Origin of the sequence: Vagococcus proximus, from assembly GCF_029143285.1 — a bacterium.
In the GTDB taxonomy this organism is placed as follows: Bacteria; Bacillota; Bacilli; order Lactobacillales; family Vagococcaceae; genus Vagococcus_D; species Vagococcus_D proximus.
The window spans coordinates 39,164-62,522 of record NZ_JAPDSH010000007.1 but is presented as its reverse complement, the minus strand read 5'-3'; the positions used below and the strand labels follow the sequence as shown (position 1 = coordinate 62,522).

Annotated in this window: 25 protein-coding genes and 1 other annotated feature; of the genes, 3 read left to right on the top strand and 22 right to left on the bottom strand. The window is 34.2% G+C overall.

The genetic code is table 11. The annotated features are described in order from the left end of the window. Positions 1-63: 63 nt before the first annotated feature. The 10 genes from OL233_RS09235 to thmT all read right to left on the bottom strand — a co-directional run bounded on the left by OL233_RS09235 (position 64) and on the right by thmT (position 9,750). On the bottom strand, positions 64-459 hold the full coding sequence (locus OL233_RS09235) for a rhodanese-like domain-containing protein (protein WP_275472033.1): 396 nt from the start codon (positions 457-459) through the stop codon (positions 64-66). 26 nt (positions 460-485) lie between these two features. Further along, complete coding sequence (locus tag OL233_RS09230) at positions 486-1,448, bottom strand: ROK family glucokinase (RefSeq protein WP_275472032.1); 963 nt, start codon at positions 1,446-1,448, stop codon at positions 486-488. Between the two features lie 20 nt (positions 1,449-1,468). Beyond that, a complete protein-coding gene (locus tag OL233_RS09225; protein ID WP_126832496.1) occupies positions 1,469-1,669 on the bottom strand; it encodes a YqgQ family protein in 201 nt (66 codons plus the stop codon). A 177-nt stretch (positions 1,670-1,846) separates the two neighbouring features. Further along, positions 1,847-3,019 carry a cation:proton antiporter gene (locus OL233_RS09220; RefSeq protein ID WP_275472031.1) on the bottom strand — a complete coding sequence of 391 codons (1,173 nt, stop codon included), beginning with the start codon at positions 3,017-3,019 and terminating at the stop codon, positions 1,847-1,849. A gap of 53 nt (positions 3,020-3,072) precedes the next feature. After that, positions 3,073-3,121: a sequence feature (sodium ion sensor (DUF1646 type); this cis-regulatory element may regulate processes involved in with the transportation of sodium ions), on the bottom strand. Between the two features lie 70 nt (positions 3,122-3,191). Then, entirely contained in the window at positions 3,192-3,938 is a 747-nt protein-coding gene (locus tag OL233_RS09215; RefSeq protein WP_275472030.1) for a rhomboid family intramembrane serine protease, read from the bottom strand. A 1-nt stretch (position 3,939) separates the two neighbouring features. Continuing rightward, entirely contained in the window at positions 3,940-4,494 is a 555-nt protein-coding gene (locus OL233_RS09210) for a 5-formyltetrahydrofolate cyclo-ligase (RefSeq protein ID WP_275472029.1), read from the bottom strand. An 87-nt stretch (positions 4,495-4,581) separates the two neighbouring features. Then, the gene (gene rpmG, locus OL233_RS09205) at positions 4,582-4,731 is read right to left on the bottom strand and encodes a 50S ribosomal protein L33 (protein ID WP_023606847.1); all 150 of its coding nucleotides are present in this window, start codon (positions 4,729-4,731) and stop codon (positions 4,582-4,584) included. Positions 4,732-4,852: 121 nt separating this feature from the next. Next, positions 4,853-7,027, bottom strand: a complete 2,175-nt coding sequence (locus OL233_RS09200; protein WP_275472028.1) for a penicillin-binding transpeptidase domain-containing protein — start codon at positions 7,025-7,027, stop codon at positions 4,853-4,855. Between the two features lie 240 nt (positions 7,028-7,267). Then, a complete protein-coding gene (gene thrS, locus OL233_RS09195) occupies positions 7,268-9,217 on the bottom strand; it encodes a threonine--tRNA ligase (RefSeq protein WP_275472027.1) in 1,950 nt (649 codons plus the stop codon). A 353-nt stretch (positions 9,218-9,570) separates the two neighbouring features. Beyond that, positions 9,571-9,750, bottom strand: coding sequence for a 2-hydroxymuconate tautomerase (gene thmT, locus OL233_RS09190; RefSeq protein ID WP_275472026.1), 180 nt, complete (start codon positions 9,748-9,750; stop codon positions 9,571-9,573). Between the two features lie 170 nt (positions 9,751-9,920). Here thmT and OL233_RS09185 point away from each other — a divergent pair, with 170 nt between their 5' ends. Both OL233_RS09185 and OL233_RS09180 read left to right on the top strand, forming a co-directional pair. Next, positions 9,921-10,508 (top strand): YdcF family protein, encoded by a 588-nt coding sequence (locus OL233_RS09185; protein ID WP_275472025.1) that lies wholly within the window; start codon positions 9,921-9,923, stop codon positions 10,506-10,508. Positions 10,509-10,660: 152 nt separating this feature from the next. Further along, complete coding sequence (locus OL233_RS09180) at positions 10,661-11,257, top strand: nitroreductase family protein (protein ID WP_275472024.1); 597 nt, start codon at positions 10,661-10,663, stop codon at positions 11,255-11,257. Positions 11,258-11,321: 64 nt separating this feature from the next. Here OL233_RS09180 and gdhA read toward each other — a convergent pair whose 3' ends face one another. The 9 genes from gdhA to OL233_RS09135 form a co-directional block, all read right to left on the bottom strand. After that, on the bottom strand, positions 11,322-12,662 hold the full coding sequence (gene gdhA / locus OL233_RS09175) for an NADP-specific glutamate dehydrogenase (protein ID WP_275472023.1): 1,341 nt from the start codon (positions 12,660-12,662) through the stop codon (positions 11,322-11,324). A 3-nt stretch (positions 12,663-12,665) separates the two neighbouring features. Continuing rightward, the gene (locus tag OL233_RS09170) at positions 12,666-13,898 is read right to left on the bottom strand and encodes an aspartate aminotransferase family protein (protein WP_275472022.1); all 1,233 of its coding nucleotides are present in this window, start codon (positions 13,896-13,898) and stop codon (positions 12,666-12,668) included. 21 nt (positions 13,899-13,919) lie between these two features. After that, entirely contained in the window at positions 13,920-14,996 is a 1,077-nt protein-coding gene (gene buk / locus OL233_RS09165) for a butyrate kinase (RefSeq protein WP_275472021.1), read from the bottom strand. A 1-nt stretch (position 14,997) separates the two neighbouring features. Beyond that, positions 14,998-15,918 (bottom strand): phosphate acyltransferase, encoded by a 921-nt coding sequence (locus OL233_RS09160; RefSeq protein ID WP_275472020.1) that lies wholly within the window; start codon positions 15,916-15,918, stop codon positions 14,998-15,000. Positions 15,919-15,933: 15 nt separating this feature from the next. Further along, positions 15,934-17,325: an aldehyde dehydrogenase family protein gene (locus OL233_RS09155; RefSeq protein WP_275472019.1), complete on the bottom strand. Its 1,392-nt coding sequence runs from the start codon at positions 17,323-17,325 to the stop codon at positions 15,934-15,936. Positions 17,326-17,344: 19 nt separating this feature from the next. Then, positions 17,345-18,760, bottom strand: a complete 1,416-nt coding sequence (locus OL233_RS09150) for a hypothetical protein (protein WP_275472018.1) — start codon at positions 18,758-18,760, stop codon at positions 17,345-17,347. A 21-nt stretch (positions 18,761-18,781) separates the two neighbouring features. Further along, entirely contained in the window at positions 18,782-20,236 is a 1,455-nt protein-coding gene (locus OL233_RS09145) for a BglG family transcription antiterminator (protein WP_275472017.1), read from the bottom strand. 189 nt (positions 20,237-20,425) lie between these two features. Further along, a complete protein-coding gene (locus OL233_RS09140; protein ID WP_275472016.1) occupies positions 20,426-20,602 on the bottom strand; it encodes a hypothetical protein in 177 nt (58 codons plus the stop codon). Between the two features lie 15 nt (positions 20,603-20,617). After that, positions 20,618-21,292, bottom strand: coding sequence for an NAD(P)H-dependent oxidoreductase (locus tag OL233_RS09135; RefSeq protein WP_275472015.1), 675 nt, complete (start codon positions 21,290-21,292; stop codon positions 20,618-20,620). Between the two features lie 220 nt (positions 21,293-21,512). Here OL233_RS09135 and OL233_RS09130 point away from each other — a divergent pair, with 220 nt between their 5' ends. Continuing rightward, entirely contained in the window at positions 21,513-21,695 is a 183-nt protein-coding gene (locus tag OL233_RS09130; RefSeq protein ID WP_275472014.1) for a hypothetical protein, read from the top strand. A gap of 39 nt (positions 21,696-21,734) precedes the next feature. On the opposite strand, the gene OL233_RS09125 is transcribed toward OL233_RS09130, so the two are convergent. The 3 genes from OL233_RS09125 to OL233_RS09115 are packed head-to-tail and all read right to left on the bottom strand — an operon-like array spanning position 21,735 to position 23,359. Then, positions 21,735-22,679: an SPFH domain-containing protein gene (locus OL233_RS09125; RefSeq protein WP_275472013.1), complete on the bottom strand. Its 945-nt coding sequence runs from the start codon at positions 22,677-22,679 to the stop codon at positions 21,735-21,737. Further along, the gene (locus OL233_RS09120; protein ID WP_275472012.1) at positions 22,666-22,893 is read right to left on the bottom strand and encodes a hypothetical protein; all 228 of its coding nucleotides are present in this window, start codon (positions 22,891-22,893) and stop codon (positions 22,666-22,668) included. The genes OL233_RS09125 and OL233_RS09120 overlap by 14 nt, the downstream gene beginning before the upstream one ends. Before the next feature lie 13 nt (positions 22,894-22,906). Beyond that, positions 22,907-23,359 (bottom strand): hypothetical protein, encoded by a 453-nt coding sequence (locus OL233_RS09115; protein ID WP_275472011.1) that lies wholly within the window; start codon positions 23,357-23,359, stop codon positions 22,907-22,909.

Here is a 23,359-nt window from a genome sequence, read left to right as displayed (position 1 = left end):
TATGTGTCTGCTATTTTTTTATAAAAAAATAACCCTATAATAGGATTATTTTTATTAAATGATCTATTTTCTACGTTTCACTTTACCTGTCCAGTCATTATAGCCACCTTTTAAGATATAAACATTAGTATAGCCATTTTTACGTAAGATATTTGCAGCTCGTACACTTAAAGATTTTCTTTGATCGTATAAAAAGATCGGTAAGTCATGTCTTAAAGAACCGTGTAATTGCTTGAAAGTTGAATATGAAATATTACGTGCGCCCATAATATGTCCTGCATCAAAAGCATCTTTTTCACGGACATCAATGATTTGTGCCTTACGCATTTTTTCTTTAAATTCGTCTTGATCAATCTCTGTTGCTGAACGCTTAGCCATCATTTTCATATATAACCAATTGATTGCTACTCCTAAAAGAATAGCTGCTAATATAATATTTAAACCTACGATAAATCTCACTCTAATTCTTCCTTCCTTATCTTACCCTATTTAAATTTTAAAGCTAATGAACTTGCACCAATAACGCCAGCTTCATTACCTAATTGTGCTAACTTAACTTTTGTACTTTCATGAACTTGCGGGAATGTAAATTGATTGAAATACTCTTGTACACGGCTGCGTAAAAATTCACCTGCAGCTGATACACCTCCACCAATAACAATATCCGTTGGGTTTAACATATTTCCAATATTACCACATGCTAATCCTAAATAGAATGATACTTTATCAACAACGATTAAAGCAAATTCATCACCTGTTTCAGCTAATTCAAAGACATCCTTACTCGAAACATCTTGCCCATCATCTATCATGAATTTCAATTTAGAGTCACCAGAGTATTCCTCTGAAAGAGTCCGTGCTAATTTTACAACACCTGTTGCACTAGCAACTGTTTCTAAACACCCTTTCTTACCACATGTACAATCAAATCCTTCTGGATCAACTGTAATATGACCAATCTCACCTGCAGCTCCAACTGCACCATGTAAAAGATGTCCTTCAGCTATAATTCCGCCTCCTACACCTGTACCTAGTGTAATAAAAGTAACATCCGAACTGTTCTCACCAGCTCCCTGCCATCTTTCACCTAAAGCCGCCACATTCGCATCATTATCAATAGCAAAGGGAATACCTAAAGCACTTTCAATTTGTTCTTTAACAGGCTGTAATGTTTTCCAATTAAGGTTATACGCTCCAATAACTGTCCCATTTTCACGGTCTACAGTACCAGGCGTTCCCATACCAATTCCAATAAAATCTTCTTTTGTCATATCATACATAGCTAAACGATGTTTAATTGATTCAATAATATCTGAAACGATTAAACTACCTTCTTCTGCTATATTTGTTGGAATACTCCACTTTTGTTGAATTTCTCCTAACTCAGTTAAGATGGCAAACTTTGCAGTTGTCCCTCCTAAATCAATACCAATTAATTTACGACTCACAAACTCGTCCTCCTTTAATGTTATTGCTTCTTAAGTTCTAATTCATGTTCTCTTATTAAGACAACTTTTGCAGCGTGATACGTTTTTAAATCAATAACCTCTGCTTTATATAAACTATCTAATTCTATCCCCATTACCTCGATATCCCATAGACGTTTTCCGACATAGATAACTGATCCAAACCCTTTTAATAATTGCTGAACATCATAAAGTGTTCTCATCGTACACATCCTTTATAATACCATTAAATATGAAAAAACACACATTTTTACTGTGATTTTTTCTTTTTCTGTCCCTTGTGATTATACCTAAATAACAACTACTTTTCCAACCTTAATTTTAAATACTTTTTACTACTTTACCCTAACTAAAAAGACCTCTAAAATAGAGGTCTTTTTTTAAGCTGATAATTTTTGTTCACGTTCTACAAAGAATTTGATTAGAAGTGGTGACACTAGTGTTGCAATAATAATCGCTACTACGATGGCAGAATAAATACTTCCCGTTACTAAACCTAACGTTTTACCCATCTGTACAATAATCAGTGCCATTTCCCCACGTGATACCATTCCTGCACCTACAATCCAAGATTTATGACGGTCAATTTTAGAGGTACGAGCACTGATGTATCCTCCTACAAGTTTTGAAACAATCGCTGCAACTGATAAAACTAAAATAAATAGACCGTGCTCTTTAAAAGCTGAGAACTGCAAATCTAATCCAATAGAAACAAAGAATACTGGAATAAATAAGGCATAACCGATTGTAACCACACGTTTTTCAATAGTTTCTTTAGCCGGTTGACGAGATAACATCAGCCCCATAAAGAAAGCACCGATAACATCACTCATACCAAGCATTTCTGACATAACAGCAAAAGCAAAACATAAAACAAGAGCAATAGCAGTTTCAGCTTCTGTTGCAATAATACGTTTGCTAAATTTCAAAATCGGTTGAATAGCGAATTTAGCAACAAGATAAACGACTACAAAGAATAATAATTTTTTACCTAATAAATCCCAGAAAAAAGCAGGACTTAAACTAAAATTCCCTTCCATATTTAAAACTGTCGAGAAAATACTTACCAATAAAACAACAACGATGTCATCCACCACAGCCGCTCCTAATATAACAGAACCTTCCTGTGAATCAAGACGACGGTAATCACGTAAGACTTGAACAGAGATACTAACAGATGTTGCACTAAATACAATCCCTAAGAATAATGAACTCATCAGAGAAAGATTAAAGAGCGAACCAACTAGACCACATAAAATAAGCGGCAATAATATCCCCATGATTGCGACGGATACTGAAGGTTTTAAATATTTTTTGAGCAAATCTAAATCACTTTCAAGACCTGCTAAAAACATCAGCAATATCACACCAATCTGAGAAAATACGTGAATCATATCTGAAGGATGAACTAATTGTAACACCGCAGGACCTACTAAGATCCCCACCAATAATTCCCCTATAACAGCAGGTACATTAATCAATTGGCATAAGTGTCCAGCCAATTTAGTTCCTAATAAAATAACAATCAAAGCAATCAATAATTCTTCTAACATCCTAACATTCCTTTCAATTTAGACAAAAAAATAGACAGCTCCACTTTCAAATTTTCTTCCCGCCCTTTGAAGAAAAAACCTTGAAAGCATAGCTGCCCAACCGTCTATTTAATTTATAATACTATTATGACACATATTTATTCTAATATCAAAGTTAACGATTATAAGTTTTCTATACTAAATATTGGCGGTAAACATAGTACAAACAGAATAGAATCATAAAGATATAAACCATTGCTGCTCGTATTTTACGATGAATATCACCTGCCGATTCACCATTAGCCGTTCCTCTTATTTTAGGAACAGATACAATAAAGCCTAATAAGAATCCTCCGATAACACCACCAATATGTCCCCACATATCAATTGTTGTGCTGAATAGGTTAAAGAGTAAGTTAATAAAGATAAGTGTCCCCATCTGCTTAGCCATATAACGAATGGCTGAATTATACGGGTACACTCTCCCTAGAGCAACAAAATACCCAAACAGTCCAAATAAAGCTGTACTGGCACCTGCTGAGATACCTTGAGGATTATTCAAAGCAAAACTCAAGACATTCCCACTAAACCCTGCCAATAAATATACAACTGCAAAACGCCAATGCCCTATCAAGCCTTCCAATTGACTCCCCAGAAAATACAAGGTTACAGAGTTTACTAATAAGTGCATGATTCCAATATGAACAAACATAGGCGTTAGTAGACGCCAATACTCGCCATAATACATCACTAAATTTTTATTTAATGCGCCATATTTCACTAATACTTCGGAAGATTGAGAACCATTAAAACCAAGTCCATTACGAAATCCCTCAAAAGTCATTGCTAAAAACACAAGAACCTGAATAGCTAAAAATAACCATACTATTATAGGTTTTGTATTGAGTAATTTAAATTTTCTTTTTATCGTTTGTCCCATTCTACACCTCGATTACTTTTTCTTTTGTGATAATATAGTCTACTGGCCGATCAAATACTTCTGGTGACCAGTCTTCAGATAGTTGCTGAGGAAAAACAAGACTTAAGGTCTTTCCCTCATACTTTGATAAATAACGATCATAGTAGCCACCGCCTTGGCCTATTCTATAGCCTTGTCGATTAAAAATTAAACCCGGTACAATCATTAAAGCTTCTTTAGAAAATCCAGAAATTGGTTCGCCAATTGGCTCTTCTATTCCAAATACGCCTTTTTCATATTCTGTATCAGGTGTAATTGGTATAAAGGCCATCTCGTGATTATTTAAGACTTTAGGAACGTAACATTTCTTTCCGGTTCGCCATGCTTCTTCAATAATAGGTCCTGTGTTAAATTCAAAAGGTAAACTCATCGTTATGGCTATAATTTTCGTTTCTTGCCATACACTCGTCTCAAATAGTTGATTAAAAATGTTAACCTCTAACTCACCTTTTTTCTTTGGGTCATTTTTTAAGGTTTTAAGCAGCTCTAAACCTTGTTTACGCCTCTTATCTTTCACACTCTTCACCCCAATCTAGTACTTATATAGTATCATACTCTATGAAATTTAAACAAAAAAAACAACAGTAGCTTGCGCTAACTGTTGTTATTTTGTTTCACGGTGAAGCGTTACTTTACGCTCACGCGGACAATATTTTTTAACTTCTAAACGATCCGGGTTGTTACGTTTATTTTTGTTAGATAAATAGTTACGTTCTTTACATTCTGTACATTCTAAAGTGATATGAACACGCATGATATGACCTCCAAATAGTATAAGTATATGTGATATTACCTCACTTGAACTATAATATCATCTTTTATCATGAATTTCTACCCTTTTGAGCAAATTTGTTAAGTAAAACTACTTTACAAATTTACTTATCATAAAATTCTGTATAAGCATTGATAATTTGAGTCGTTAACGCTGTATTCAATTTGTCACTTTCATCTGTAATATGTGGGATAACTACAGCAACAGAAACTTCCGGATCTTTTGACGGCGTATAAGCAATCATCGTACTATTGTATAGCTCGATTGGATTATATGGGTCTTTAGGATTATCACGAGGAACTTCTGCAGTACCAGTCTTACCTGATACGTCGTACTTCGTTGGTCCCATATCATTACCTGTACCATCATAAGTATTGACAACCTCATACATCCCTTGTTTGATGTATTTATAATCTTTTTTATCACCAATTGTTGCCATTACTTTAGGTTGAATTTTTTCTTCTAATCCAGAAATAGTACCGTCTGGACCATTACCATATATTCCAGATACAATGTGCGGCGCTAATTTTACGCCATCATTAGCAATCGTACTAACATATTGGGCCAACTGCATCGGTGTATAGGTATCAAAGTTACCGTATGATAAATCAAGTAAGTTACCCATACGCCCTTGAACCATACTACCATCTGGGTGATAGAAGTCTTTAGGAGATAACCCAAAACTTTCACCTGCTATATCAATACCTGTTGGAGCACCTAAACCAAAATCTTGGAAGTTTTGTCTAACCGTATTAAAGACATCCATATGGTCTCCTAAAATCATATTAGGTTGGTAAGTCTCACCCATCATATCAAAGACAATTTTCATCATATAAACATTAGAAGATTTTCTAAGAGCATCGACTACATTTAATTTTTGAGGACCTTCATACCCTGTAAAGACAGACTGTTTCACATTATCCCCATCCAATTGAATTGGCTCATCTAAATATACAGCATTTCCAGAAATAATATTATTGCGATAGCCGCCCATAATCATAGCGGGTTTCACTATAGAACCAGGTGTAAAAGCTTTATTAATCGTACCTAAAGCATCTTTTTTCTTCTTCCCTGTCTCTAAATCACGTTCAATCCCGGCCATTGCCTTAACAGCTCCTGTTTTATTTTCCATTACAACGGCATAGATACCCTCAGAGTATTTTGTTCTTCCATTGCTTTCTAAAATTGAAAAACCTGATTCTAAAATCTTTTCAATTTGCTTTTGGAATTCAACATCAATTGTTAATACTAAATTCTTACCTTTTTCTCCCTCATACACTTTTTGATGAGGATTTGTTTTTTCTTTTTTATCTTCATATGTTATTTCTGTACTAGGTTTCGTTCCTCTAAGAACAGGTTCATAATATTTTTCAAGGTAGCTTAATCCAACACGGTCATTACGTGAATAACCATTTCCTAAATATTTTTCACTTTGCTCAACTGGAACCCCTGATTTATCAGTAGAAACCGTTCCTAAGATAGTTTTCATAGAATCTTCTGCTGGGTATTCCCTAGACCAATCCATACCCGTAGAAAGACCTGGAATATCAGCTGAATGCTCTGCAGCAATGGCCAGTTCTTCTGTTGTTACATCTTTATTTTTAATGTAAACAGGCATCATAGCCAGAACACCACTGATTTTTTTATAAATTGTAGCCGTCTTTAATTCTTCTTCACTAAAATCAATTTCTGACTCTTTAACCTTAGCTACCGTATTTTGATAAATCACACTATTTGGTAACGGTTCACCTTTAGCATCGGATAAATCTTCTTTTTTTAATCGTTTTTGTGCTAATTTTAGATTTTCTTGATCAGCTAACCAGTAATCTTTTTTATCACGATCTGTTAATTCTTCTGCTGGTATATCAAGTAACTCTGTTATTTTACGAGCGGTCTCTAACATTTTAGATGTCGACATTGCTTCTTGTTTAGTATAAAGAATTGCTGATTTGGATTGATTGCCTACCAAAACATTTCCTTTTTCATCAAAAATTTGACCACGAGGTGCATTTCCTTTTACGACTGTTTTTTCATCTAATTCGATTTTTGTTCTAAAAAAATCACCATTCGCAATTTGTAAGTAGGCAAGTTGTGCCAGTAATGTCACAAAAAGGGCGAATACGATAAAGAATAAAAAGTTTAACCTAAAAGGAATATGTGACTTTTTAGGCGTAACATGTTTGTTTTTTAATGTCTCTGGTGTTAAAAATTGTGGTAATTTCAGCCAACTATATTCTCTCTGTAATGTTTTGAATTTATCTGTTAATTTTTCTTTCATTCTATCTGTTCCTTCCGAATTAGACTGATGCTTTTGCTCTTAATAGTTTACTAAAAAATAAAGGTTCACGCAAAAAGTTAAAGTAAATTTTAACACTCTTTTAACACTCTTTAATAATTGCTATTTCTCCACCTTGAAGTATCTCATTTATTACAGCTATAAGCAAATAAAATAGGTCTTTTTAGTGAAAAAAAAAGAGCCCTTTTATTCAAAGGGAGCTCTTTTCTCTACATCCTATAGTTAGTCTCTTGGACGACTGAAATTCGCAACTTCTTTCGTTACTAAAGCAACATAATCTTCTAATGACATAGAAGCTGTTTCTTTACTTCCATAACGACGAACATTTACTTCTCCAGCTTCAACTTCTTTATCCCCAACAACTAATTGATAAGGAATTTTTTGTGTTTGTGACGCACGGATTTTATAACCCATTTTTTCATTACGCTCATCTACTTCGAAACGTAATCCTAATTTTTCTAATTGACCTTTAATTTCAAAAGCGTAGTCCATATGGTGATCATTACTTACTGGAATGATTGTTCCTTGAACTGGTGCTAACCATGTTGGGAAAGCGCCTTTGTATACTTCTGTTAGATAAGCAACAAAACGTTCCATTGTTGACACGATACCACGGTGAATAACAACTGGACGGTGATTATTTTCGCCATCTTCACCTACATATGTTAAATCGAAACGTTGTGGTAATAAGAAGTCTAATTGGATAGTTGAAAGTGTTTCTTCAATCCCCATAGCAGTCTTAACTTGAACGTCAAGTTTAGGACCGTAGAAAGCCGCTTCACCTTCAGCTTCAACGTATTCTAAGCCCATTTCATCAACGGCTTCTTTCAACATTTTTTGAGCAGTTTCCCACATTTGATCATCATCAAAGTATTTTTCAGTATTTTCTGGGTCACGGTAGCTTAAACGGAATTTATAGTCTGTGATATTGAAATCTTCATATACAGCAACCATTAATTCTAATGTACGTTTGAATTCATCTTTAATTTGGTCTGGACGTACAAATGTATGACCATCATTCAATGTCATTTCACGAACACGTTGTAACCCTGATAATGCCCCACTTTTCTCATAACGGTGCATCATTCCTAATTCTGCGATACGAATTGGTAATTCACGGTAGCTATGAACTTCATTTTTATAAACCATCATGTGATGTGGACAGTTCATCGGACGTAGGACTAACATTTCGCCATCACCCATATCCATTGGTGGGAACATATCTTCATGGTAATGATCCCAGTGACCTGATGTTTTATAGAACTCAACATTGGCCATGATCGGTGTGTAAACATGTTGATAGCCTAAGCTAATTTCTTTATCTGTAATGTAACGGTCAATCGTACGACGGATAGTCGCGCCATTTGGTAACCAGAATGGTAGACCTGCACCAACATCACTATTTGTCATAAATAGGCCTAATTCTTTACCTAATTTACGGTGATCACGTTCTTTCATTTCTTCGCGGAATTGTAAGTAAGCTTTTAATTCTTTTTTATCAAAGAAAGCTGTTCCGTAAACACGTTGCATCATTTTATTGTCTGAGTTACCTCTCCAATACGCACCTGCCACTGATAATAATTTAAAGACTTGGATACGTCCTGTTGAAGGAACGTGTACGCCACGACATAAATCAACAAAATCACCTTGATCATAAACTGTAATTTGCTCATCTTCTGGAAGATCTGTAATTAATTCTACTTTATATGGATCTTCTTTAAATAACTCTAATGCTTCCACTTTTGTTACTTCTTTACGAACGATTGGGTTATTTTCTTTAACGATTTTCATCATTTCTTCTTCAATTTTTGGTAAATCTTCTTCTGATATTGGGTCTTCTCCGTTATCAGTATCATAATAGAACCCGTTATCAATCGCTGGTCCTACACCAAAATGGATGTTTGGATATAAACGACGAACGGCATTCGCCATTAAATGAGCTGTTGAGTGACGTAAGATACCTAGAGCATCTTCGTGATCTGGTGTGATAATCTCAATTGAACCGTCTACTTCTAGTGGACGAACTAAATCGACTAACTCCCCATTAAATTTACCTGCTAAAGCTTTTTTAGCTAAGCTTTTACTAATACTTTCAGCAACGTCTTTTGTAGAGACGCCAGCCTCAAATTCTTTTACTGCACCATCTGGAAATGTTACTTTAATTTCTGACATGTGTGTTCCTCCTTAGTTTTAAATAATCACATTGCTAAAACAAAAAACGCCCTAACATCTTGCATACACAAGACATTAGGACGATATTATCGTGGTTCCACCTAAAATTTAATAAACTTATCCCTTAAAAGACAAGAAAAGCTATACTTCATTCGTGATAACGGGACGACCGACTTAGTTTCGACTAAATTCTTGAAAGTGGTCACTTATTGGGCTTATCTAGGAAATTCTCAGCTAATATTTCCCTCTCTGCTAGGTAGTTTTCAATAAATGGTGTCTTTCGCAATGATCTTTTATTCATTAATATAACTCCATTTAACCACGAATCACTGATTTTGGCAAGGCTTTTCCCTTTACGCTAGCGTCTCTCCATTAATGCCATAATCCTCTTTTTTCATATCTGTGATAACAATACTAATGGCTTCTTTTTTTGCTCCTGTTGTTCTAACGATAGCATCTGTTACTTCTTTAACCATTGCTTTCTTTTGTTCTGGTGTGCGACCTTCTAATAATTGTACGTTTACGATTGGCATCCTATCCGCTCCCTTTTCTAGTTATATTTCTATTATAAGGTATTTCTTAAAAACAAACATCTCTTCTTTACTAAATGTTAAGACCTATTAAGAAAAACTTACAACAATATTCATTCTTTTTTTATCTTTATTGTTTATACTTTCACTAGTAAAGGAGAGTGATGCGCTACATGCCAACACGAAAAAAATCAAAATGGAAATGGGGCCTACTTAGTTTTATCCTAATTGGATTGCTTTATAGTCTGTTTAGTTTTTCTCTAATTCTAAGTTGTAAAGATGAAACCGCCCCGAATAATGCAGACACCGTGATTATTTTAGGTGCTAAAGTGAAAGGAAAACCAGCAAAACCTAGCTCTGTTCTTCAAGAGCGTTTAGATACAGCAATACAGTATTTACAAGATAATCCTAAAGCAACCGTCATCGTATCAGGTGGTAAAGGGAGTGATGAAAACGAATCAGAAGCACGTGTGATGGCTCGTTACTTAGTCAATCATGGGATTCCTTCAAAAAAAATTATTGCAGAAGATGACTCCACTAATGCCATGGAAAACTTGATGAATGCCTCCCATAAAACAAAACTTGGAAAAACAGTGGTCGTTTCTAACGACTTCCATATTTACCGTGCTAAACTCTTGGCTAAACGCCTAGGAATAAAAAATAGCCATGGGTTAGCTGCCCCAACACCACCATCGGCTAAGACGATTAGTTATGCAAGAGAAGTTTTAGCATTAGGCTACGCCATTCCTTTCGAATGGTAAAAGTTATTTAAACAGGAACAAAAAAAGAGCTTAATAAGCTCTTTTTTGTTTTTCTTATTTTTCGTAAGCAAACTATTTTACTTATTTTTTGTAAGGTACTATACTAAGTATGTAATCAAAAATAGAAAACAACTAAAAGGAGCTCATAAATCATGACAAACTACATTAAATCATTACAAAAAAGACGTTCTATCTATTCAATAGGAAATGATGTGTCACTATCTGAATCTGAATTAGAAACGATTATCTTCGATGCAATCAAAGAAACGCCTTCTGCTTTTAACTCACAATCATCACGTGCTGTTATTTTATTTGATAATGCTCATCAAGCTTTATGGACTATTGTTGAAAATGAATTAAAACCATTAACACCAGAAGAAAACTTTCCACAAACTCAAGCTAAATTAGCAAGTTTCGCAGCTGGTAAAGGAACGATTTTATTCTTTGAAGACACTGATGTTATTGCTTCTCTTCAAGATCAATTCAAACTCTATGCTGCTAACTTCCCACTTTGGTCTGAGCAATCTACAGGGATGGCACAACATTCTGTATGGACTGCTTTAGCTGAAAAGGAAATCGGCGCAACTATTCAACACTACAATCCACTAATTGATGAAAAAGTAGCCGAAAAATGGAATATTCCTGCTTCATGGCGCTTAACTGGACAAATGCCTTTCGGTTCAATCAAAGCCCCAGCTGGAGATAAAGAATATATGGCTGATACTGATCGCTTCCGAACATTTAACTAAATAAAAAAGCATCTCGTTATGTTAACGAGATGCTTTTTTATTTTTGCAGAAATTTATACTATAATTAAACAACACCTTGAGATAGAATGGAATCTGCTACTTTTATAAATGATCCAATGTTTGCTCCATCAACATAATTTACCCAACCATCTTTCTCTGACCCGTATTTTAAACAAGTTTTATGAATATCACTCATAATTTCTTTCAACTTATCATCCACTTCATCTGCACTCCAACTACAATGCATTGCATTTTGAGACATCTCTAATCCCGATACAGCAACTCCTCCAGCATTTGCAGCTTTACCTGGAGCAAATAAAATCCGATTGTCTTTTAAGTATTTAACTGCTTCTTCCGTAACAGGCATATTAGCAGCCTCACAGACACACAAAACACTATTTTCGACCAACATTTCAGAGTCTCTTAACGTTAATTCATTCTCCTTTGACGATGGAATAGCTATATCTACTTTCTCTCTCCAAGGCTTCATATTTTCATAATAAGGGACATTATATTTTTCAGCATATTTTTTTATAGGTGAACGATGGACTATCCATAATTCTTTTAAAAATTCTATTTTTTCTCCCGTGATACCTTCACTATCATAGATATAACCGTAAGGATCTGAAGCAGTTACTACTTTCGCTCCTAATTCGTCTAATTTCTCAACCAAATGCGCCCCAACATTTCCATATCCCGAAATAGAAACTCGTTTATTCTCAATTGTCTGTCCTGTATTCTCTAACATATTTTTTATAAAATATGCAACACCGTATCCTGTAGCCTCAGGACGAATTAAACTCCCACCCCAATTATGCTTTTTACCAGTAATAGTCCCTGTAAATTCATTGGCTAACCTTTTATATTGACCAAATAAATATCCTATTTCTTTATAACCAACACCCAAATCCCCAGCAGGAATATCAGTATTGGGACCAATATAACGATATAACTCTGTCATAAATGATTGACAAAATCTCATGATTTCTGCATCTGATTTATTACTACTGTCAAAATCAGCGCCCCCCTTGGATCCCCCTAATGGTAATGTTGTCAGTCCATTTTTTAATACCATTTCAAAACCTAAAAATTTTATAGTATCCAAGTTGACATCCTCAGCGAACCTTATTCCACCTTTAAAAGGACCAATAGAGCTACTAAATTGAACACGCCAACCACGGTTAATTTGTATCTCGCCTTTATCATCTACCCAAGGTACCCTGAACGATATAGTCCTTTCTGGTTCAATTAATCTCTCTAATATTTTCTCTTGACAATAAATAGGATTTTCATTAATTATAGGCACTAATGACGTCAGTGTATCCCTTACAGCCTGGTGAAACTTTACTTCTGTTGGATTCTTTTCAATAATGCCATTCATAAATTCTTGAATATTAAATTCCATTTCCTATTCAGCTCCTTCTTTATTACTTGATAGCTCATTAATACTCTCGTTCAAAATCTGACTAGCTATATCACATTCGTCTTCTGTTATAGTCAAAGGTGGAACTAACCTTAATGTATGTATACCAACTGCTGTAGTTAATAGTGTCTTACTCAACGCTTTTTTCTTCAGAGATAGCGCATCAATATCTAAAAATTCGACCGCTAACATTAATCCCTTTCCTCGAACTTCTTTTACATTTGGTAAACTTGATAATTTTTTTATTAAATAATCACCTATATTTTTAGCTCTTTGCGCATACTCTCCATCTAGAAGCTCTTTTATTTGTGCCAAAGAAGCTGCACAAGCTAAACTGTTCCCACCATATGTAGAACCGTGTGCTCCCATCGAAAAAACTTTTGCAAGCTTCGATGTTGTACACATTGCACCAATAGGCATACCGCCTCCCATTGCTTTTGCCATTGTTAAAATATCGGGCACAATACCGTAATGTTGGAATGCCATTATTTCACCTGTTCTACACCATCCTGTTTGTATTTCATCAAACAATAATAATAAATTATGCTTATCACATAATTGTTTTATCCCTTCCATAAATTCAGGTGTAGCTGGTATAATTCCTCCTTCACCTTGAATAGGCTCCAACATAATTGCTATAGTATTGTCAGTAACTAGGTTTTCAAAAGATTCTACATCATTAAATGTCCCATAAGAAAATCCTGGTACCATTGGTTTAAATCCATTTTGAATTGCATTATGCTCTTGCCCTGTCGCTGACATTGCTCCGTAAGTCCGCCCATGAAAACTGTTCAATGCGGTAATTATTTCATATTTATGCTCACCATAATTATCAATCCCATATTTACGTGCTAATTTAATCATCGCTTCATTTGCCTCAGTTCCAGAATTTTGAAAAAAAATCTTTTCCATACCAATCGTAGTACATATTAATTCAGCAAGTAATGCTTGGGGGACTGTATAAGGATAATTAAATGTATGAATAACATCATCAACTTGATTTTTTATAGCTTCTACAACCTTAGGATTCCGATTTCCCGTACTATTAACAGCAACTCCTCCATAAAAATCTAAATACGAATTATTTTCATCGTCATACATGTAGTTTCCATCCACATAATCCGTAATGAAATCAAACCGTTCATATGTTTCTATCATATACTTATCTGTTAATGCTTTTATTTCTTTTGCACTCTTACCTGTATCAGACACTCTCATTTTTATTCCTCCTAATTTTCATTATTGGCTATACTTTTTAAGTTTTTCTTCATTGTTCATAACTCGATTAACCCCAGCTGCTAAAGCAACCATTTCATTCTCCCCAGGATAAATGCGGATATCAGCTAAAAAATTACAATATTCTGAAATGTAACCTATTAATAAATCATCAAATGCTAATCCACCTGTTAATAAAATACCATTAATTTGTCCTTTCAAAACTGTAGCCATAGCACCTATTTCTTTTGAAATTTGATAAGCCATTGCTTGGTACACTTCCTTAGCATGACTATCTCCCTCATTAATTAATTTAGAAACTTCCCTACCATCCGTAGTTCCTAAATATGCTTTTAGTCCACCATTTCCTACAAGCACTGCCCTTAATTCATTTTCTGAATAATCACCAGAAAAGCATAAATCTATAACTGAAGTAACAGGTAATCCACCTGCGCGTTCAGGTGAAAAAGGTCCATCACCATTCAAGGCATTATTTACATCTATTATTTCTCCGTGATTGTGTGCTGCTACAGATATTCCGCCACCCATATGGGCAATAATATAATTCATTTCTTCATAAGTACCCCCTTCATTATGGGCATCTATTCTCCCAACGGCCTTTTGATTGAGAGGATGGTCTTTAGACTTTCTTTGAATCAAGGGTGTTCCAGAATATCTAGCTACTGGAGCTAATTCATCTACGACTACTGGATCAACAACAAAACAAGGAATATCCAATTTTTCTGCAAGTTTTTTTGCTAAATGAGCACCTAGATTAGAAGCGTGTTGACCCATTACACCTATTTTCAAATCACTTAACATTTCTTCATTAATTTCATATGTTCCCCCTGACACAGGTTTCATATTCCCGCCACGAGCTACAATAGCTGTAAATTTAGAATTATCCACATTGTTATCAGTGAGTTTTTCTTCAATTAAAGACAAACGGTAATCTAATTGATCAAAAATAGTAGTAAATTTATCCAATACTTCGCTTCTATGTTCTATTTCTTCTGACAATATCTGCTCATCATTTACAAAGCAAGCAAGTTTTGTTGTTGTAGAACCTGGATTAATAATAAGTAAGAAATTATTTCCCATATTAGTCCATCTCCAATACTTTTTTTTGAATCAATAAACTTAAAGCTATAGAATAAAGTTTCGTATCATCAGTACTCGCTCTAGATGTCAATATAATTGGAACAGAAGCTCCCATAATAACTCCCGCCTTCTGAGAGTTTGAAAAATACTCCAAAGACTTCACTAAAATATTTCCCGCTTCAATAGTTGGCATAATCAAAATATCTGCATTCCCAACTACTGCATTCTTAATATTTTTTATAGCTGCTGCTTTACTGGAAATAGCATTATCTAATGCTAATGGACCTGCTAAAATTGCTGGTTTAAAATAATTTACCTCTTCATTCTTTTTAACTAAAATTGCAGCATCTTTTGTTGCGGGCATTTTTTCATTTACATGTTCTGATGCTGCAATAAGAGCAACTTTAGGCTCTCTAATTCCTAAGGAATCTGCTACAATTAAAGTATTCATGATTATTTTTTCTTTTTCATCCACATTTGGTGCTATATTTACCGCTGAATCTGCAATCAACAATAGACGGTTTAAACTATTGATTTGAAATACCCCAACATGGCTTAATAGTTGATCTGTCTTCAGTCCTTTCTGTTTATTCAATACTGCTTTTAGTAATATTGGTGTTTCAATAATCCCCTTCATTAACACGGATGCCCTTCCAGTTCTTACTAATCCAACAGACAACTCTCCTATTTCTGAAGGACTATCACTATCTAAAATATTGTGCTTACTTATATCAAAGTCTATATCTTTAGAATAAGTAGTCATTAGTTCTCTATTCCCTACTAAAATAAATTGTGCCAGATCTAATTCTTCGGCTTTTTTTACGGCTGATAAAACTTCTGGATCGTGTGCCCCAGCAACAACAATAACTTGATTAGTATTTGTTTGTAATTCACTTATAAATGACTCAAAGTTGGTGATCAATTAAATTTCTCCCTTCTATTTTAAGTCCCAAATTTCTTTATCACTCAGATCTTCTTTATCTTTTATTTCATAGGAAATCCTACTAATATTAACTAAATGATGCCACCATAAATTTTCACTCAAACTATTATTCCCCCAACTACCACAACCTAATGTAGCAGTAGGATTTAAGCCATTATTCAAGCTGCCTCCTAAAGCTGAAGAGCCTTGTTGATTTACAACTAGACGAGAAATTGGTAAGACTATTCCAAATTCTTCAATATGATCCGTATTATTGGAATGAATAACCGCAGAATGCCCCGCCCCTTCGAATAATAAATTCGTTTTAGCAATATTAAGCGCATCATTCCAGCTCTCATAACCTATTACAGATAATACCGGACACAATTTTTCTTTTGTGAACAATTCCTTTTCTCCATATTCGTCAATCATGACGAATATAAATTTAGTGTCTTTTGGTATAGTCATGTCTATAATCCTACCCAGTTCGCTTGGAGACTTACCTACCAATTCAACATTTATTTTTCCTCCTGGAAATAAATGTTTTCGGAAATAAGGCATCTCATCTTCTTTAATTAAATAGCCTCCCTTTTCCTTTAAAATATCAATCAAACTTAATTTTATTTCCTGTGGATAAATCAATGTTTGCTCACAAGTACATAAAATACCATTATCATAAATTCTCCCTGCAATCACTTTATCTATACTTTCTCTATAATCTATTTTTCTATCCAATACACACTGAACATTACCTGCTCCAACACCAAATGAAGGTTTTCCAGAAGAATAGGCAGCTTTAACCATCGCTGGACCGCCTGTCGCAATCGATGCATCACACAATTCCATAACTTTTGTTGTATGTAGCAAAGAGGGCTCTTTAACAATTTGAAGTAAGTCTTTAGAAGCCCCTTCTTTAAATAAAGCTTCTCTCATAATATTCACTGTTTCTATTCCTGTATTTTTTGCTTTAGGATGAGGTGAAAAAATTATTGCATTTCCTCCTTTAAGAGCAATCATCGCATTATGAATCGGTGTCATTGATGGATTTGTAACTGGAGTAACTGCTCCAATGACACCTATTGGTTTTGCTACTTCTATTAACTCTTCTTCTGGATTACGCTTAATAATACGTCTACTTGCTATACCTGAAAGTTGTTTCCAGACAGCTTTGGATTTACCTTTATTTTTATTTATTTTATCTTCATATTTCCCCATACCAGTTTCCTCTATCGCCATACGAGCCAATTTTTCTCCCTCTCCATATACTGCCTTACCAATAGCCTTAACCACTCTATCTACATCTTCTTGTGACCATTTTTCAAATTCTACTTGTGCTATTCTTGCATTATCTATCATTCCCTCTATTTCTTTTTCAACTACACATTTTGGTTCTTTATTTTCTAACATAATATTCTCCTTTCAAAAATTAATGCGAGTCTTTATGATTCTCTTTCTTATGAGATGATTTAAATTTATACTCTACTATTAGAGAAATAATAATACCCGCTAACAAACCCAGATGAGGTGAAGTTATTGACATAATTGCTCCGGTTGCACCTGCCACCCCTTTTTGTACAGATGTTTCTAACATTCCAAAGGCAATAATAAAGCAAGCAAAGGCTTGGATCATTAAGGTTAAGCTCATTCCTAATGGTAGTATAGGTGTAATCAAGGCAACTAAAGGCAACACCAATACTGCTAAAAATTTTATTAAATCAAAGGATATAGCTCCTCCATATAATGAATACATACTTTTCTTTCCTTGTTTATATCTCTGGGTCGCCGTCACTTGCATAGCTGCCCATAACGGACCTGACATAACTACTGTTGGAGCAAATAGACCTTGAATTATATTCCTAACTCCCACCAATAAATTGGCACGATTTGGATTTATATCAATATATTCATCTGGTCTAGATTGACTAGCTTCAATAGTTAACTCTGTTGCAACTACAATATTACCGAAAGAAATAATATATGTTATAAAAGCAATAGGTAAAGCGCTTACAATTATGTTTATATTAGGTATTCCAAAAGCAAAAAAACTGTACGAATGAAATACTTCCTTAAGTCCCGGTAATGGATTAAAAATAATCCCCTGAGTTAAATCAAAATGCGGTAATGGTAATTCACCAAATGATATTCCTATAATATAAGCAATGAACAACGCTGGTACAAAACCTGCCTTAGCTAATAATTTAATCAAACCATTATTACTTGCCAATTTAATTTGACTAAATCCAATTGAATAGAGTAAAAATATTGCGACTACAATACCTGTTATCCAGGAGATAGGATACTTGAATATTCCAGCTCCACCTTCACTTAATGACATAAAACCATATTTACCTGTAATGGCTGATATACCTGCACCAATTAATATTCCTGACTTAATAGAAGTTGGGACCCATACAACTAGTTTCTTTGCTAATCCTGTCATACCAAAGAAAATAAAAAATAAACCTAACAAAAGTTGAAGTGATATTAAAGCTTGCATACGATCACTATTTGACTGAAATGTTAGCAACCATGTTGTTATCAACGGTATGGCTGGTGTTATCCAACCACCTATTGTCGCCTCCCCAAACATCACATAGGTGAGCTCTAAAAATTCATGAACACAAACAATTGACAAAGCTACCGCAAAAGGTATACCAAACATATCTTGTAAATAAGATACGGCAGATACACCTACTACACACACTACTAATGCTTGGATAGCCTCAGGAACTTCAAATGGGGCATGGATGAATGGCAATCGTAGAGTAAAAATTCCCATCTTAATTCCTGGTTGTGCATCTCCATCTTTTTTTCTTTTTGCAGATGGTAACATTATTGACAATTAAAACACCTCTTCCAAATTTTAATAAGTAGTAGTTTCCAAAGTTTTTTTTACTTTTTTCCACAATACATTTCTCTCTACAGCTGACATTACGGGCTTCACTTCGAAAATAATAAGTTTTGATTTTAATTTCCTTGTCGAAAAAATCATGTCATATTTCCGACTATCATAATCTTCACTTATTGATTGATTAGGATAATAATCGAAATCAATATTTAAAAAAATATTACTTAAAGTATTCACCAACATTAATAAACTACTTATTCCTTCTTCACAAATTACTAAGCCTTGAAAATGATTGTCTTCCATTCTGTTAGATTTTAAATAGCCCAAAAAATGAATTGTAAATAATCCAACTTCATCATCATTGATGGGAACAGATAATTTATTTTCAAGGACTCTTAATCCTTTTTTAACTTGATCAAATACAAACTTATACTCGTATTGTATAGTAGCAGTTAATGGTATATTTAATGGTATATCATAATAAATTCGAACGTAAGCCGGTATTAAATGTGAATAAAGTGTCGAAAAGATATTTGTATTACTTGAAAAGTCAAATCCAATAGACTCAGAAACTTCTTCTAAAACCCACTTTGTAAGATAAGCAAACTCATATTCACTTTGTTCATTCTTCAGCTCTATATAATCAGAAGCCGCAATGATACGTGTCGCTATAAATAGACTATCTCTTGTGGAATAATTATAAAAAATCATATTTGACACTTCTCTCATTTCTGTATTTACCACATCCATACATAATTTATCATCAAAGCTAATATTAAAATCATCCTCATCAGACTTTGATCTTAAATAAATAAAATACATCAACCACGAAAAAAATTGTAATCTTTTTGAAACAAGATGTACTTCTCTAGTTTTGAATATATTTTTTATCTCTTCAAAAAAAATAGCCTTCTTTTTTTTCGTGATCTGTAAAGAAATAATCCTTTCTAAAATCCACTCCGCATCACACCCTATTAATAAATAAGTAAGTTGTTTTTCAGCAAACAACCTAATTCTTGATTCCTTACCTTTGAAAAAATAACCTTCTTCACGTGAATACTTAATTTCAATACCATATTCTTCACATTTCACTCTTAATTCTTTCATCTCTTTTAGAATAGAATTCTTACTTAAAACTAATAATTCCTGAAGATGATAAGTTGAAATATATGAATTGTTTATATATATAAACATGGTTAAGGTTGCTAATCTTTCTGTCTTGTGAATGTAGCTATTTAAATTGGAGTATTGTGAATTCCATTTTTCATTAAAACTTAAAGGTAACAAAAATTTTTCACCATCATTTTCAATTGACATTCCAAACATCTTTTCCAAAGCTGGATTAATTTTCTCTATCTCATATAAAAGTTTTCGCCTGTTTATATTCAATAACTTTGCAGCCTCAGACACAGTTACATTTTCATACCGAGAAAACAACTCTAAGATTTCCAAGCTCAATTTATCAAACATCTCTTGCACCTCCTTAATCTATTCTAAACCCATAATAGTAACTTTTATCATTCCTTTTGGTACATTGTTTTTACACAGATTAAAAAAATATGAATTTTATTTTAAAAAGCACGTAAGTTTATTTCACAAATTAATAAAAGAAAAGAATCCCAAGTTAAAAAAATAACTTGGGATTCTTTATTAAATATTTTAACGCCAATTACTAGGACTCCAAAGCGTTCCATCTAATTGACCTTCTAGTTGTTCAATTCGTATATCTTGTTCATCCAGTAGCCTCACTAACTCATCCACAAGAGCAAGCTCTTTATAATCACGACAAGTTGTTTTTAATTCTACTGCTTGTTTTTCAATCCACTCTTGTGCCAAAATTCTTCCTCCCTATTACATGTCAGCTAAGGTTTGATTTAAATCTTCTATTGTTTCACAATTTTCTTCTAACTGAGTTAAAAGTGGTGCTAATAAATTGGCATCCAATGTTTGACTCCCCCTCACTCGCTCTCTCAACCATTTCGTACGACTGGCTAATGTTTTTAATTTAGGACCTGTCACATAATACTGATAGTCTACCAATACTTGTTTTTTAGCCTGTTCAGTTTGATACATGAATTGATAATTAGCAAAAATCGGCATAAAATCTAAGCCGAAATAAGTAGCCATGGCTTGATAAGGTTTCATCAATTCACTTAGAGACAGACCAACACTTCCACCTGCTTGATACGACGTTTCTTTTGAACCTATGGATACCACTATTCCAAATTCTTTTCCCGCTACCCGAGTCATATAGCTATCATTACTCGCAATCTCTGATAAAACAACATCCTGCCACTCTTTTAATAAACTAGGAGCACTGTACCAGTATAATGGAAACTGAAAAATAATACGGTCATGTGAAAGAACTCGTTCTATTTCTTTTCCCTTGTCTATCTTACCTTCAGGATAGCTGTCATACACTTGGTGTATCGTTACTTCTTTTTCTTGCTCTAATCCCGATAAGAAAAATTGCTGGCTCATTGATCCTTTGACATCTGGATGAGCGACAATAATTAATGTTTTCATATAAACTACTCCTCTGCCTATGTATCATCTCTTAAAGTATAGACGATGTTAAATTCTCTCGCCAACCTTTTTGCTTGCTTATTACAATGATTTTTACCTGCATCCCTTGTACATTTATCCAACCGAGTGTATGCTTAACTTAATTAAAGTCTGGTCAACCTACTGCCCCTAGTCACATGGTATCAAATAAGTTACATGTCATTAAAATGGAGGCGCACTGATGGCTAAAAAGCAAAAGAAACAAATACAGATAGTTATACTAACCCTATTACTTATAATAGAATACAACCTCTTTTATTCCTTAATTGGCAGCACTTTTTTCTCTGATATAGGTTTATTATCCTTCTTTCTTTTCATCATTACCCTACTTGTTGATACTCACTATATCGAAAAAAATAAATAAAACCTGCTCTAAATCTTCTGATTTAGAGCAGGTTTTTTATTATTTAGATTTATCCCATAACTCTTTAGCTACTGGGATATTCGCAAGACCTGTCATATTGCTTGGAATAATAACAGTGTTTGTATCACTTTCAGCTACTTTTTGGAAGGCTTCAATTCCTAAATAAGCTAATAAGTTATCGTCCACTTGACTCTCTTGAATCCCTTGGTTAACCGTTAAGACACGTAATTTTTCAGCTTCCGCTAAAATTTGAACACGTTTTGCTTCGGCTTCCGAATCAATACGCATTCTTTCAGCACGAGCTGCCGCATCGATTTTCGTTTGTTTAGCACGGGCTTCTGCATCAATCTCCATTTGAGAAGCTCTTGCTTCTGATTCTAAAATAACAGATTGTTTTTGACCTTCAGCAATCGTAATGGCTGATTCTTTGTCACGACTTGCTGTAATTAATTTATTCATCGATTGGATGATTTCTTCACTAACAGAAATCTCACCGATATTAATACGGTCAATCGCTAAACCATATCCTGCCGTAATATCTTTTACTGAATTGTATAGTGCTGTATTGATTTCTTCTGTTCCATTTAACACTTCGTTCAAGTCCATCTTACCAATAATACCACGTAAATTTGATTGGCAATCTTGAATCATAGACATCACTGAATCTTCATTATCATAAACAAATGCACGAACATCTGTTACGTGGAATTTAAGTGCTTCATCTACTTCAACAATAACATTATCCTTCGTAATAACGCTTTGTGGTGAGATTTCATAAGGTGTTTGTTTCAATGACACACGACAATGAACATTGTATAAAATTGGAATTAAAAAATGTAAGCCTGGTTCAAGTGTTTTGACATACTTACCAAAACTTTCGACTACCTTTACTTCCCCTTGTTTCACAATGATAATTGATTTTGACACAATAAATACAACTAGTGCTAAAATAACGACTAATAAAATAATACTACCGATACTCAATATAATTCACATCTCTTTCTTTTATAGTTTCTGTTGGTCTAACCAACAACTGGTTCATTTCAAAGCCTACTACTTCGACCATCTGGTTTTTGGGCCCCTCCCCAACCAAACAATGATAATCAAAATTCATTCCTTTTAAGTTTACACTCCCACGAATACCGTCGTGTGGTAGTTTAAAACCACATCCAATTAAACGCTCCATCTGATACCCCATCTTATCACCTCAATTATAACGTAAAAATAAAGATAACTAGCAGCACTATGATCATCAGTAAGGCAAAGGATACCGATCCCACTGAACTATTACGTTCAAATTTAATAATTGATTCTTTCGTTATCGGTCGGTGATGTGGTCGCAATGACTTGAGTTCTTGATGCTTTCTTTTTGCTGTTTTTTTGTGGTGAATACGACTATTTTGATGGGCTGTTAATGAAGTATGAGAAGTCCGTCCTTGATTAATAGAGTGAGTTTTTCCTCTTTGCTGAATCCCTGCATTAAGATTACGTCCTCCAGTATTTCTAGGACTACTGTGATGAGACATTTCAGCTTGCTCTTGTTGGAACAACGGGTCTGCTACATGTTGCATATTATTAGCCTCTTCTGTAATCACGTCTACATAATTTTTAACCGCACCAAAATACTTTCCTTGTTTAAACAAGTCCATTGTTTTTTCATCCAT